The organism is Amycolatopsis xylanica, assembly GCF_900107045.1.
GTDB classification, from domain to species: Bacteria; Actinomycetota; Actinomycetes; order Mycobacteriales; family Pseudonocardiaceae; genus Amycolatopsis; species Amycolatopsis xylanica.
Genome location: NZ_FNON01000002.1, coordinates 1025816 through 1040719, shown reverse-complemented (window position 1 = coordinate 1040719; position 14904 = coordinate 1025816). Strand labels below are relative to the sequence as shown.

Here is a 14904-nt window from a genome sequence, read left to right as displayed (position 1 = left end):
TCATTCTCCCAACGGTGGATAGCGTTTCTCCCAGCGCTGCCGCTCGGTGTCGCCGTCGCCGAACGCGCCCCAGTGCGCGAAATGCCAGTACGCGTCCTCGGCCATGTTGTGCACCAGGCCGAGGCCTTCCAGCGACTCGACCCAGGCCGACGGCAGCTCCGGCACACCGAGGTGCGCGCCGAGCAGAGCGCCGACCAGCGCGCTGACGATCGGCGACTGGGTCATCGCGAGCGTCAGCGCGGTCCGCGAGTCGTAGTCGCGTTTCGCGGCCGCGAGCAGCGCGCGGGCGAGCACGGACGAGGGTGAACGGCCGTCGCCGAGCGCGTCGAGCTGGGTCTCGTCGTCGGCGGCGCGATCGGCCCGGAGGTCCACAATGGACTGGGCGACCGCGTTGCCCTTCTCCGCGATCTCTTCCAGCTTGATGTGGAAGGGATACGAGAAGTCCCGCTTCTCCAGCAGCTCGTGCAGGATTTCGGCGAGCAGCAGCACGCTGTCGGCGAGATCGGGGCCTGCCGCGGAGCCGATCAGCTCGCGGGCCACGTCCGGCACGATCGGGAAGTTCGTCGTCGTCCGGTCGCCGCCCGCGGTCGCCGCGGCCAGCGCGGTGGTCAGCAGGCTGGCGAACTCCTGCGGCGCCGGCGGGGTCTCACCGGCCGCGATCGCGAGCCAGCTGTCCGTCCGGGCAGGCGGCAGCGATGCCGGGACCGGGTTGCCGCGCTGGTATTTCGCGTCGAAGCCGAGCATGACGGATTCGGTCTGCGCGAGGAGTTGCCTGGTCAGGCCGCCCCAGCGCAGTGGGCCGTCGTCCGGGAACCGGCCGGCTTCGGCGGCCAGCCCGAGCGCCTCGCCGAGCGCGAAGCCGACGAACGCGCCGATCAGCTTGTCGCTGCGGACGCCGTATTTCATCCCGTTGTTGTGACGGCAGTATTTGCCGAACGTCCACGGCTCCGCGAACATGCTGCCGTCGGCTTCGTAGTGCTCGATCAAGCCGTTGGCGCGCAGATCGTCCGGCCAGGTCACCGGCTTGCCTTCGCGCCGGTTGGCCCAGTTCTGAGCGCAGATCGCGTACCCGCGCGCGTAGGACATCAGCTCGGTCAGCGTGAACTCGAAGCCATACGCCAAGGCTTCCTTGGCGTGCTTCGTGACGTAGTCGATCGGATTGGTGCCGAACTCCTCGCGCAGCTTCGTGCAGTGCTCGACGAACCGCGGGTCCACGATCGGCGCGACCTCGTCGACCGCAGGCCGCTCCGGGCCGGAGACCTCGCCGAACTCCGCCGCTTCGACGACGGCGTTGAGCAAAGGGCTGCCGTTGTTCAGCACCACACCGCGCTCGGGGAACTCCCGGCGAAGGGCTTTCACCTGGACACGACGCCAGCTGGTGATCTGCTCTGGCAGTTTCGACCATGACGTGAACGCCATGACGTGGCCGCCCTTGGACAGCCAGACGCCGCCGTCCTGTTGCGGCACGACAAGTACCTCGACCTCGGGCAGCAGCCGCGCGAACTGCTCGTCGCCGACCCAGCCTCGTGCCCGGTACGCGAGCAGCCGCTCCGCGGCCGTGCGCGGGGTCGGGAAACCCTTCCACATCGGGCCGGTCACGTACTCCGGGTTCTCGCGGCGCGGCCCGTTCGGCAGCCGGTCCAGCGAGATCTGCTCCCAGTGCAGGATCGCGCGCACGGGCGCGGGCCCGAAGGTCGCCTCGTCCCATTCGGAGTCGACGACCGGGAATTCGTCGTAAATCGGCTCAGTCACGGGGGTACCGGCGCTTCCACTCGTCGGGCTTGCGGAACAGCGACGAACCACGGTCGAAGTGGAAGTACGCGTCCGACGCGAGGTTTTCGATGACGTCACGCAGTTCGAGCTGCTCGACCCAGTGCTGTGGCAGGCCGGGCACGCCCGTCCGGGCGCCGAGCAGCGCGCCGGCGAGCGCACCGGTCAGCGCGGTCCGGCCGTCGTGCATGACCGAGCGGCGGAACGCGCGCTCGGGCTCGTTCTCGAACCCGGCGACCGCCGCGAAAGTCCGGCCCAGCACGGAAACCGTGCTCCGGCCGTCGCCGACCGAGTTCGGGTGCGCCAGCGCGGGAAGCCCGGTCCGGCCGTAGCGCGGCAGGGTTTCCTCGGTCATCGCGCGAAGGTCGTGCCAGGCGGGATCGAGCACGTCACGGCCGACGAGCCAGATCGGGAAGCTGAACGCGTCCTTGGTCAGCACTTCCTGGAACACATGCGCCAGGTAGGCGGCCCCGTCGAGATCGGCCTGCTCGTGATGGGTCAGCCCGGCGATCGCTTTGGCGGCGCTGCGTGGGTTTCCCGTCAGGTCGTCGCCCCTGGTCAAGGCAGCGGGCAACGCCGCGAGCAGCGCGCCCGCGCCGGTCAACGGCAGCGTCGCGGTGCCGGTCGCGAACGCGCGGATGGCCGCGAACTCGGCGGGGTCCGGGTCGCGCTGATCGAACAGCCTGCTGATCTTGACGAGCCAGCCGTCGGCCTTGGGGAACGGAATGCCCTGGGTGTGCAGCCAGCGCAGCAGCCCGTTCCGGACGGAGCGCGGCAGCTTGGTCAGCTGCTTCGGGTCCTCGCGATGCGGGCTGCGCATCGCGCCTTCGGTCATGAACAGCAGCTGCTGCGTCAGCGGGCCGATCCGTTTCGCGGCGAGCGGCTCTTTGATCTCCTCGGGAGTCCGGCCCTGCGTCTGCAGTCCGAGCGACTCTCCGATCGCGAAACCGACGTAAGCGCCGACGATCCGGTGCCAGCCGTAGCGGAAGCCAAGTCCGGCCTCGGGGTGGAATTTGCCGAAGTTCTCGACCCGGCGGACCGCCCTGCCCTCTTCGTCGAAGTCGAAGCGGACTCCGGCCGCGAGCAGGTTGACGATCTTGCCTTCGTAAGGCTGCTCAAGGCGTTTGACCCACGAAGCGGCTTCGACGATCTTGCGCGTTTCCGAAACGGTCAGCTCGTAACCGCGTGCGCGCGCCTGCTCGGCTTCACGCAGCGGCAGGTCGACGGGCGACGGCAAACCGATCTGCTGCGCGGTTTCCTGCGCGAGCTGGGCGAGCAGTGGGTCGGCTTCCGCGCAGTAGCCGGTCGCGTTGACCCGCTCGGCGCGCCGAGGGAAGCGGGCGAGGATGTCCGTGAGCTCGGTGAAACTGACCTTGTTTCCCGTGAAACCAGGCCCGCCGTTGATCACCAGGTTGGGCTTGTTCGGGTCCTCGGCCAGCGTCGCCGGGTCGATGCGCCAGTAGCCGTGCGCGTTCGACGGCAGCCGTTTCGTCGAGGTGTAGACCTGGAACTCGCTGGTCTCGGGGTTCCAGTTGGTCGACGGGATCTTGCCGGTGCTCTGGTCGAGGTCGATGAAGACCTCGCATTCGACCAGCCCGATCAGGAAGCGCTCACGGTCGAGCCAGCCGCCGTTGTGGAACTGCAGCAGTGTCTCGAGCTGGTTTTCGGCCGGAAGGTGACCGCGCCGCTTCGGGCCGACGGTGTACTTCTCGTTGAAGCGCTCAGTCTTTTGGCCGGTCGCGTCGACGGTCTCCCAGCCCGCGATCGCGGACTCGGAAACGCCGAGCCTGCCGAGGTTCGCCGCGGCGTACTCGGGATCGACCAGCTCGCGTTCCGCCTGCTGCCCCGGAATGGTCGCCGGGATGCTGAGCCCACCGGGGTGCGGATGCGAGATCCGCAGCTCACCGCTCGGCTCGCGGACGATCAGCGACGGCGGCGGGAAGATCTGCTTTTCGGTGCGACCCTCATCGAGATAGGCGATGTTGTTGTACGGCACCACCCAGCCCTCGGGGATGCGGATCACCTTGTCGCGCTCGGCGCGGACCAGGCCAGGGCCGTGAACGGCGGTGAGCCATTCCTCGACCTTCGCGACCGCCTCAGCCGGTTCCACTTACTCAGTCCCCTCGATGCTGCCGTCCGCCAAATGCTCGGTGATCGTCTTCGGCAGCACGTAGGCCACCGACCCACCGGGCATGTTCGCCCACGGGATGGTGATGCCGGTGATCACGTACAGCGGGCGCTGGAGCCGATAGACGCGCTCCACACGCTCCCGTTCCAGCGGAAGGGAGGTCGTCGCGAACCGTACTCCAGGGTGATGCACCAGGTTCCCTGATTCCTCCCCGAACCGCACGACCGTGGTGCCCGCCACGAGCTGGAGCAGGCGTTTGTTGCGCAGCAGCGTCAGCGGCGGCTCGCCGTCGGCCGCCTGGACCGGCCAGTCGCCGAGCTCCTTCGCGGTCTCCAGCGGGGTCTCGTGCCCGGCCGTCATCCGCGCCGGGTGCAGCAGCAACGCGCCGAGCAGGTGCTGCGCCGCGTCCTCGACGCCCTCGAAGAACCTCGGTGAGACGGGCGCGCCGCCCGCGTAGCGCGCGACCTCCCAGCCGTGCTGGGTGAAGTTGAGGCACCAGGTGTCGTCGGCGCGGGCGCCGAGCCGGTACGCCTCCGGCCAGACACCGTGCTCGCCGAGCCTGCGTACCAGCACCGCGAGCACTTCCTCGTCCTCGAGCCGCGGGTCGGGCAGGGTTTCGAGTTCGCTCGCGACGTCGCCGTCGGTCTTCGCCAGCTCGCCCCGGCTCGGCTTCGGCCGCGGCTTGCCGAGCAGGTCGGCCTCGGCGGTGCGGCGCACGAGCTGCTCGACATACGGCGGCTGGTACTTCTGCTCGCGGATGTGCGCGACCAGCTCGGGGTCGGGTGGCGTCCCGTATTTGCGCAGGTAATGCGGCACGGACGCGTGCCAGATCCAGGTGCCGTCGGTCTGATAGCTCTCCGGGACGGGCTCGCCGTCCGGCGCGAAGATGTCCGGGCCCGGCTCCGGGCCGGTGAGCACGGACGGCTCCCGCTCCAGGTAGGCCAGCAGATGCGGGATCTCCTCCGGCGGCAGCGCGGGCCGATCGACGACCGGTGGCTTGCCTTCTTCGTAGGCGTCGACGATCCGCGCGTGCCGGAAGACGATGCCGAGCGGCAGCCGCGCCTTGAGCCGCCACCAGCCGGGGATGTGCTCCGGCTCGCGCGGGCAGGTGGTGAGTTCCTCGGTGTACATCCCCGGATCGGGCTGGGTGCGCCAAGCAGGCTCGTCGTCGAGGTCGAAGTCGAACGCGAAGGTGCCGTTCGACTCCAGCGTGAGGCTCGCTTCCAGCCACGCGCCGCGGCCGGGTTCGTACATGCCACGGCGAAGCGTGCCGAGCAGCTCCGTGAGGTTCTCGGGGAGGTCGAAGGTCTTGGTGTCGGCACGGACGTCCAGTTCGGCGTGCTCACTGATGTTCCGGAAGCCGATCTCGATGCGCGCCCAGCCTTCGGGCGCGGCGCCGCGGACGAGCTTTCCGATGTGCACCAGCAGTTTTCGCTGCTCGGCCGGGGAAAGTGCCTGATTCGTGATGGTCATGATTCTCTGAGTCCAGCTTCCGCCGCCGCGGCCGAAATCTCGGCGCGCACTTGATCGAGCAGTTCAGGCGACGGCGGTTCGCCTTGGTAGGTCAAGGAGAAGGACCACTTGTCCGGCTCCTTGCGGTACAGGTGCAGCTTCACCGCGTCCTGCAGCTTGGCCACACCGAAGTCCTGGTCCCAGTCGTCGTCGAGTTTTCCTCGGCGGCTCAGCCCGAAGCGGTCACGAATGGCTTGGAGCTGTTCTTGGGTGAGTGAGCCGGTGAAGCTCGCGTAGTAGGCGCTCTCGACGGGCGGGCCGGTGCGAACAGGTGGCGGGGGCAACGGCGTCGGCTGCGCCGGAGTGGGCGAAAGCCACTCGTCGACCAAGGTCAGGCCCGCTTCGGTCGCTGCCGCGATGACCTGGTCACGCCACTGCCGGATGTGTTCCTCGGGCGGACGGATGCCTTCGTTCGAGACACCGAACGTCCAGCGCTCGGTGTCCGCGCGGCTCAGCCAGAGCTGCGGCCGGTAGGCCGGGCCGTGCGGCAGGTAAGTCTCGCCGAACTCGGTGTCTTCCTCGTCGGTGAGGTCGCCGTCTTCGCTCAGGCGGAGCTTGCGCTGCAGCGTCTTGAGCCGGTCGCGGTCGAGCGCGCCGGTGAAGGTCAACCGGAACAGCTGCTTGCGAGCCGGTTTGACGCCCGCCGGACGACTGGCCTCGGTGAAGCCCAGGTCGGCCGCCGCCGCGAGAACCTCGGCGCTGACCTCGGCCACGGTGTCCGTGGACGGTGCCTCGCCGAGGAATTCCAGCGCCACGGTCCAGCCGCCGTGCAGTCCCGTGTAGACGTTCAGCGCAAGGCGCCTGGTGGAGTCGTTGTGGAGGACCTTGAGCGCCGGGTCGCGCTCTTGCTTGTCCTCGATCGAACCGTGTGCCAGCAGGCCGAGCCGCTCGCGCAAGCTCTCGAACGGCGCGTCCCCGTCGAGCCGGACGTGCCAAGCACGCTGGAGCGCCCGGCCGCCGACCAGCGGCGGCGTCGCCGAGCGGTCGCCGAACCAGGCCAGCACCGCGTCGGCCTCGTCCGGCGTGATCAACACGAGGTCTTCGTCGACGCGGTCGGTCAGGTAGTACTTGCTGACCAGATCGGTCAGGTGCCAGGTGCCGTTCGCGTGGAAGACCTCGTCGACGTGACCGGACTCGGCGGGACGGCGCCGGATGAGGCCGGCCGGTCCCCGCGCGTAGCCGGTGTCGGCGAGTGCGTAGTACGAGATCTCAGTACTTGGCATTCGGGATCTCCTCCACGCCTTCCGGCACCTCGATCAGGTCGAACCACTCCTTCTGGAAGTCGTCCCACGCCTGCCGCTGCTCCGCCGAGATGAGCTGGTTGTTGGCGTGTTCGTACGCGTCGTGTGTCTCGCTCTTCACGTACCAGCTCTCCGGCGTGTGGTACTGGACCTCGAACTGCAGGCCGGAGACCGGGTCACGCCAGCGGGTGTTGATGCCCTGATAAGGCTTATCAGGGTTCAGCCAGGAGTTCTTGACCTCCACCGGCTCGTAGCCGGCGGCCCGGAGCATGGCGTCGGCCTGCTGCGCGCCCGCCGCGTAGTTCGCGGTGTCGAAGCAATAGGTGTAGCGGATGCCGTCGGGCACCGTGCGCAGCACGGAAACCGGGTCCTGATCCGGGTTCCGTGCCAGCACTTCCGCGACCTTCTGCTTGAGGCGGTCGTCGCCCTTGAGCTCGTACTTCAGGCCTTCGAGCTGAGCGCCGGGTATGGCGGCCTCGATGGTCTTGATGTGCGAGAGCACCCCGTCTTCGCGATGCGCGGCATCGGCGAACTGCGGGATGAACCCGTCGACGATCGCGTTGGTGTCGACGTCGAGCGTCAGGCCCTTCCAGTGCCAGCCGCTGTCGTCGATGACCGGGTCGGCGACCTCTTCCTTCGGCGGGACCGGCGGAGACTCGGGCGCCTCGGTGACGACCGGCGACTCGGGGTCGAGCCGCGGGTGCTCGGCCAGATCGTGCGGCTCGTGAGCCATCCCGTAGCCGCCGTGCTCCGGCGGCGCGTCGAGACCGGCGATCGGCCAGCCACGCTTGGCACGCTCGGGATCGTCGAAGCTGTCCTGACGCGGTTCGCCATCCAGCCCGAACAACGCGGGCGCGACCTCGCGGCCCAGCTCGCCTTCCCAGCGCTCGACCCAGTCGGCCAGGTGCGGGAACACCTCGTTCATCAACGCCTTGTCGATGAACCGGTACTTCGGGTGCGTCAGCGACGTGACGCCTTCTGGCGGGTCGGTCTCGAACCGCTCGCGGGCGCGCTGGGACATCTCGTCCGAGCGGATCTGGATGTCGAAGTCGCTCGGGTCGGGATCGAGGCCGAGCTTGTGCATCGAGTCGAACGGCCGCGCGTGCGGGCGGTTCGCGTCCTCGCCGAGCCACTCGCGCATCCGCGCGGCGGCCTCGGGGTGCTCGGCGTCGAGCTGCTCCAGCGAAGGCAATTCCTTGCGCTTGTTGGAGAAGAAGTTGACGCCGGAACCCTTGAGCCGCACGTCGGAGCCATCGATCGCGATGCCGTCCGCGCGCATCGCCTCGTGCAGGCTGGCCTTGAACTCGTGGAACTGCGCCGGCGTCATGCCCATCGGCGCCGCGCCGGAACGCCAGTTCTCGACCTGCTCTTCGGTGTACCCGAGGAACTCCATGTCCCGCGGCAGGATCCGGTAACCGCTGACCGGGTCGGTCGGCCAGGCACGCAGATCCGGCTGGTGCGGCGTGTGGTGCTCGCCGGTCGACAGGTCGAGCCGCCACGCGTCGTCGTTGCTGGAGCTGTTCGGCGAACGCCGCTGCATCGGCTCTTCTTCGAGCCCGAACAGGCGGACGCCAACCTTGCGGCCGAGCTGCTCTTCCCAGTGCTTCGTCCACTCGTCGAGCTCGCGGAACGCGTCGTGGAAGATCTTCTTGTCCACGAAACCGTGCTTGTGCGAGAACTCGCCAGGGCTGCCCTCGGACCGCCAGTGCTGCCTGGCGATCTCGACCATGCGGTCGGAGTGGAAGGACACGTCGTAGTCGCTCGGCTTGTCGAGGCCGAGCTTGTGCATCGCGTCGAACGGCCTGCGCACCGGGCCTTCGCCGTCGCCGAGCCACTCGGCCAGCCGCTGACGGCTTTCCGGGGTGTGCTCGATGTTGTCCATCCGCTTGGTCCAGCCCGAGCAGCCGCGCACCGCGGACCCGACGATCTGGACGAGCGCGTCCTCCGGCCGGATCCCGAACGGCGCGAGCACGTCGGCCAGGCTCGACTGGAAGTCCCGGAACTGCTCGGGCGTCATGCCGAGCGGTGCCTCGCCGTTGCGCCAGTTCTCGATCTGCTCGTCGGTCAGGCCGAGGAAGTCCATGTCGCGCTGGTTCAGCGGACGGTCGGACTCCGGGTCGTGCGGCCATTCCCGCTGGTGGCTGGGCTCGTGCGCACCGTACGGGGACTCGGGCGTGTGCGAGACGGTCGGCACCGGCCTGCCGTCAGGACCGATCCGCGACGGGCGGACGTCGTAGGCCGGTTCCTCGCGGGGCTTGGCGAACTCGACCCTCGGATCGGCCGGACGCTGCGGCGAGGCCTCGTCGTGCCTTGGCGCCGATTCGGGCCGGACGTCCTCGCGCGGCTTGGCGAACTCGATCCGCGGGTCGGCGGGACGCTCGGGCGTCGAGTGCTGAGACGTGGTCTCGTCGCGGGGCTTGGCGAAGTCGACACGAGGGTCTTGCCGTGTGACCGCCGGTGCTTCTTCGCGCGGCTTCGTGTGCTCGGCCGGGCGTGGCTCCTCGCGGGTGACCGCCGGGGCGTCCTCGCGGGGCTTCGCGAATTCGACGCGCGGGTCTGTCGGCCGTGCGTCTTCGCGGGTGACCGCTGGCGCGTCCTCTCGCGGCTTAGCGAACTCCGCGCGCGGATCCGCCGGGCGGGATGTCTCGGCGGGCCGAGCTTCTTCACGGGTGACCGCCGGAGCGTCTTCGCGGGGCTTGGCGAAGTCGACGCGGGGGTCTGTCGGGCGCGCGTCTTCGCGGGTGACGGCAGGGGAATCCTCGCGAGGCTTGGTGGCTTCCGCGTGTGGGTCGGTCGGGCGTGCGTCTTCGCGAGTGACCGAGGGCGTGTCCTCGCGCGGTTTCGCGAATTCGGCGCGCGGGTCCACCGGGCGTGCGGTTTCGGCAGGCCCCGCCTCCTCGTGCGTCTTCGTCGCGGTGTCTTCGTGCGCCTTCGCAGGCTCGGCCGTCGGCTGCTCGGCGGTCTTGTCCTGCGTCGGCAGTGCGTCTTCCTTCGCCGCGGCGTGCGAGCCGTCCGCGGAAGCCACCGGCTGGTCGTGCGTCTTGCTCGGCGAGGCCGCGCCGTCCGAGTGCTCCAGCGAACCGAACGGCAGCAGGTCGAGCTTGACCGGCGGATGCGGCAGGTTCATCAGCGTCCCGGACTGCGGGTCGATGAACGCCACGCCCTCCTCGGTGTGCACCGCCATCGCGACGTGGCCGAACGTCTGGCCGTCCGGGGTCTGGTAGAGCACGCCGACCACCGCGTGCGAGCCGATCGGCTCGTCGCGCATGGTGCGGATGACGCTGTCGTAGTCGCTGTGCGACTGCCATTCGCCGCCGAGCTGCTGCTGGACGTGTTCCAGCGTGCCCTTGGTGGCCATCTCGTGCGGCAGGATCGGCTCGGCGGTCACGTCGAGGCCGAGCAGGCGCTTGGCGTAGGCGACCACGCCGCGGGTGCAGTTGGTCTGGTAGCCGTCGTTGAACGCGTTCGGGTCGTAGAAATGCGGGTTGACCGCGCGCAGTTCGGGGTGCCGCTGCGCGACGTAGTTCGCCGCCTGCTGCTGGTTCGCCGTGCCCGCGTGGATGGCGGGCTCGCTCGGCGGGTTGGTCGCCTGTGCCAGCGGCGACCAGTCGTGGTTACCGGTCGCGCCGCCGTCGACGAGCCCGTCCGCCGAGGATTCGGCGCCGTAGCCGCCGGGGTGTTCGGTGGCTTTGCCGTCGAGCCGATCGCTGACGTTGTGCGCCTGCTCGGCCGGGGCGGGCGCGTCGGATTCGAGACGGGTGCCGAGCCGATCGTGCAGGTTGGAGGGCACTTCGGGGGTTGCGGAAGAGCGGTGCTCGTTGGTGCCGAGCCGCTCGTTGATGCGGTTGGAGCCATCGAGGTCGGCCGAGCGCGGCGCGGTGTCCGGCTTGACCGCCGAGGGGTCGTGCGTCGGCAGCACGCTGATGTTCGAGGCGTCGGCTGGCAGCTCGGCGAGCCGGTTGCGCATCGGGTCGACGACCGCGACGCCGTGCTCGGTGGTGACCGCCGTGACCATGTGCGTCTGCGGCGGCTGGCCGGACTCGAACGCGATGATCGCGCGCGAGTCGATCGGCTTGCCCGCCATCTCACCGAGCGCGCTGCTGAGACTCTCGTGCGCGGCCCAGTCGCCGCCGAGCTGACCGCGGACCATGTCCCGCTGCCAACGCGGGTCGCCGGGGTGCTCGTTGGCGTCCGCCACCGCGTGCGGGTTGTCGCCGCTGAGCCGCTTTTCCAGCGCCAGCACCGACTCGGCGCCGTTGGTCTTGCGGCCGTTCGCCGCGTCGCCTTCGCCCCAGTGGTTGCGGTTGATGCCCTCGACCTCGGGCAGCCGCTCGTGCAGGAAGCGGACCTGCTGATGCGTGCTCTGCGCGCTCTCGGCGTGGATGCCCGGCGTGTCGGAGCGGCCGTTGAGCGCGGACCAGCCTGCTTCCGGCTTCTGCAGCGACTGCCGGATGAGCTCCTGCTGGCGGGCACGCTCCCGGTCCTGATCGGTTTCGTGACTCCTGGACTGGCCGCCTTCCTGGCCATCCGTGCGCACGGTCGTCAGCCTCGACGAGACAGCGGACGTGCTCTCCGCCGCCGCGGACTGCTCGCGCCGCTCGGCGATCCGCTGCTGCGCCTCTTCCGGCGCGACCCACTTCGGGTGATCGGGGCCGATCTCCTCGGCGTGGATGATCGTCTGGATGACCTCGCCGTCGGCGTTCTTGATGAACTCCTTCTTGGTCACCAGCAGCTGGGTGCCCGGCTTGTAGAGCACCTCACGCTCGTTGGCCTTGGCGGCGATCCCGTCGATCTCGCGGCCGGTCTTCGACTTCACCCGCAGCTCGACTTCACCTTCGAACGCGCTGTTCTGGTGGTGCTCGTCGACCTTCGAAGAGCTCGAGAAACTGTGCTCGACGGTGACCTGACCCACCCTGAAGTGGTCGGAGGCCAGCTTCGCGGCCGCCTTGTCACCGTGGAAGTTCATCGTGCGGACGGTTTCGCCCTCATACGGCGGCAGCTCGTTGAGCCCGCTGATGATCGCGCGTGCCTGCGCGACGAGTTCGGGGGTCAGCCTGCCTTCGCGCAGTGCGGCGTTGAGGTTCGCGAAGACCTCGTGGTGCGTGTAGGTCCGTACCGCGTACGCGCCGTCGTCGGACATCCTCCCGAACGCCTCGACGTGATCGCGGATGGCGATCGCCTGGCGGTAGATCTCCTCGTGGCGGAGTTCCTGGCCGCGCAGGTCCTGTTCCATGTGGGTGTCGCGGATCGACTTGATGTCGTCCGGATTCTGGGTGTGGAACTTGTCGTTGCCGAGGTAGGCCTCGTCGGGGTGGATCCGGTCCCCCACCAGGCGCGCGGCTTCCTCCGGCGTCCGCTCGGACCACGGGGGCTCCTCCTCCGTGATCACCTCGCGCGTGGTGCCATCGGGTTCCTGCTGCCCTGGCTCCTCGTGGTGTGAGGTCTCAGCCTCGTCGTGCTTGGTGGTCTCCGGTTCGTGCTGCGTCGGTTCTTCGTGGTGCGCGGCCTCGGGCTCGTCGTGCCGTGCGTTTTCGGGCTCTTGCTTCGCGGGTTCCTCGTGCCGGGCGGCCTCGGGTTCCTGGCGTGCGGGTTCGTCGCGCCGATTCTCCGGCTCTTGGCGTGTCGGTTCCTCGCGGCGAGCTTCCGGTTCCTGGCGCGTGGGCTCGTCGTGCTTCGCGACCGGTTCTTCGTGGCGCGCGACGTTTTCCTCGACGCGAGGCGGAGCCGCTTGTTCCTCGCGACGAGGAGCGGCGGCTTCTTCCCGACGCTGCGGCGCGGGCTCTTCCACACGCGGCGGAGTCTGGTGCTGCTGCGGCGGGGCGTCGTGGCGCGTCGGTGCGGGCGGCTCGTTGAGGTCGCCCCGGTAACTCGGGAACGCCGGACCAGGCCGTTGACCTGGCCGTTCGAACACCGGAGGCGGCATCGGGGGACGCTGCTGCGGTGGCATCGGCCCGCGGCCCTGCCCAGGAGGCATCGGCGGGCGTGGTTGCTGCGGAGGCGGTGGCTGGAAACCCTGCGGCGGGCGCGGCGGCTGGCCACCGTTGCCACGGGGAGGAGGCGGCGGCACGGGACCGCGCTGCGGAGGCGGTGGAGGCACGGGACCGCGCTGGGGCGGCTGCGGTGGCATCGGGCGCTGCTGACGCGGATCCGGCTGGGCGTAGTTGCCACGGCGCGGGTCCTGCGGCGGCATCTGCCGGGGTGGCGGCGGTGGCGCGGGCTGACGCGGCGGCATCGGGCCACGCGGCGCGCCGCCCCCGCCCATCGGCGGTGCGGGTGCCTGCGGCGGTGGGGGCGGTGGCGCTTGGTGCTGCTGGAAGCCACCACCGAACGGCTGGATGGCGTTCGGCTGCTGCGGCTGCGGCGTGTTCGAGTTGAGCCCCGCCGCTTGGACGGACTCGTTGTGCTGCTGCCGGTTCCCGCCACCGCCAGGACCGAAACCACCGGGCGGCGGCGCCATGCCGTAGCCGCCGGAGGTGGGTGCGGGTCCACCGTTGGACGGATTGTGTGGCGGCGCGGCGCCATAGCCGGGGCTGCTGGTGTGGGAAACGGGCGCGGGTCCGCTGCTCGACGGGCCGTGCCCGCCCGACGAAACCGGTGCCGGGCCTTGGCCGCCGCTCGAAACGGGGCTGTGCCCGCCAGTGCTGCCGCCGCCGGAAACCGGCGCGGGACCACCCGAGACAGGCGCGGGACCACCACTCGACGGGCTATGCCCGGCTGCGGCGGGCGCACCTGTTTGCGCGGGCGCGGGACCCGAGGCTGGCGAGCCGTTCTGGGCGGGCGCGGGCTGCTGCTGTCCGCCATCCGGGGCGTGCTGCTGCGGCGGCGGAGCGGCCGCGCGCTGGGCGTCCGGAGCCGGGGCGTCGGCCGGACGTTCCGGTGCCTGCGTCGACGACTGCGACACGCGGTCGGGCGCGTCGGCCTGCCGGTGTTCCGGTGCGGGGTCGGCACTTCGGTGCTGGGGCGCGGACTCGCTCTGCGGCGTTTCACTGCGCTGCGGCGCGGGTTCCGCCGATCGCTGCGATGGCGCCTCCCCGCCTCGCGCGGGTTCCGAGCTGTGACTGGACGAATCCGAGCCACGGCTGGCCGAATCACCACTCCGGGCGGCCGAATCGCCGGTCGAATCCGGGGTCCGGCTCGACGAATCCGAACTGTGCGAATCCGAACTGCGTGAATCCGACGTCCGGTTCGACGAGCTGCTGGAATCCGGGGTCCGGCTGGAGGAATCCCCGCCGTGCGAGTCACCGTTGGAGGTCCGTCCAGCGGGATCGGGCGAGGAATCCGGCCCATTCGGCGAGTTCACATGCGGCGCCTCGGGCGAGTTCACCGACTTGAAGTGTTCCTTCGCACCGTCGACGCCACCGCCGACCGCGCCACCGGACGCGCCCATCGCGATGTCGCTCAGCTTCAGCTCACCGAGCTTGCCGGTGACCGCCGCGGTGCCGATCGTCTCGCCCGCGCCTTCCACGGCGCCCTTCACGGCCTGGCCGACGACGCCGAAGCCCTCCTCGCCGCGCATCGCCTTGCTGACACTGCCGGTGCCCGCGCCGATGACCCCGCCGACCGCGCCGCTGATGGCGCCGTCCTTGGTCTTGTTCCAGTCCCATTCCTTGCGGTCGCCCTTGGCCATCTGCAGGCCCTGGATCCCGGCGTCCATCCCCACGTTCATGGCGACGTTGACCGCGACCTCTTTGGCGATCTTCTTGAGGCCCTGCTTGAGGAACGTCTGCAGCAGTTCCTTGGCCACCATCTTGAAGCCCTGCTGCGCCACCTTCTCCATGAGCTGGCGGAACAGCATCTGGACGGTGACGCGGGTGGCGGCCTGGGCGATCGGGATGCCCGCCGTCGAGGTGCCGAGACTCGGCGCGGCCGCCGCGATCATGGCGACGATCTGCGCGGCCAGGATGATCAGCGAAATGATGATCATGTACTTCGTGTACTCGACGTCGAGCGCCGTCTGGTCACACGAGTCGCCGAGCGCCTTCGCCGCGTCGCCCAGCGACTTGAAGTAGGCCTCGTCGCCGTCGACGAACTTCTTCCACTGCTCGCCGAACGCCTGCGCGCTGTCGCCAGTCCAGTTGGCGAGGATGTCCTTGGCCGCGGTCGAGCCCATCTGGGCGACCGGGCTCAGCGCCTCGGACGCCGAATGCCACGCCTTCGCGAGTTCACGCAGCTTGTCTTCGTCGCCCTCTGGCCAGCTCTCGCCAACGACGATCGGCAGCAGCCACTTGACCTCGTCGGGCATCTCCATACCCA

At 69.7% G+C, this 14904-nt stretch carries 5 protein-coding genes; all 5 read right to left on the bottom strand.

Features of this window, described 5'->3' with window-relative positions; translation table 11 throughout:
* Genes BLV57_RS12725 through BLV57_RS12705 form a run of 5 tightly spaced genes read right to left on the bottom strand, consistent with a single transcriptional unit; the run spans window position 1 to window position 14899 of the window.
* Complete coding sequence (locus BLV57_RS12725; protein WP_091288834.1) at window positions 1-1752, bottom strand: hypothetical protein; 1752 nt, start codon at window positions 1750-1752, stop codon at window positions 1-3.
* Window positions 1745-3880 carry an ADP-ribosylglycohydrolase family protein gene (locus tag BLV57_RS12720; RefSeq protein ID WP_091288833.1) on the bottom strand — a complete coding sequence of 712 codons (2136 nt, stop codon included), beginning with the start codon at window positions 3878-3880 and terminating at the stop codon, window positions 1745-1747. Before BLV57_RS12720 ends, BLV57_RS12725 begins: the two co-directional genes overlap by 8 nt.
* Window positions 3881-5371 carry a TNT domain-containing protein gene (locus BLV57_RS12715; RefSeq protein ID WP_091288832.1) on the bottom strand — a complete coding sequence of 497 codons (1491 nt, stop codon included), beginning with the start codon at window positions 5369-5371 and terminating at the stop codon, window positions 3881-3883.
* Window positions 5368-6633: a hypothetical protein gene (locus BLV57_RS12710; protein ID WP_091288831.1), complete on the bottom strand. Its 1266-nt coding sequence runs from the start codon at window positions 6631-6633 to the stop codon at window positions 5368-5370. Before BLV57_RS12710 ends, BLV57_RS12715 begins: the two co-directional genes overlap by 4 nt.
* On the bottom strand, window positions 6620-14899 hold the full coding sequence (locus BLV57_RS12705) for a WXG100-like domain-containing protein (protein ID WP_091288830.1): 8280 nt from the start codon (window positions 14897-14899) through the stop codon (window positions 6620-6622). Before BLV57_RS12705 ends, BLV57_RS12710 begins: the two co-directional genes overlap by 14 nt.
* Window positions 14900-14904: the final 5 nt, after the last annotated feature.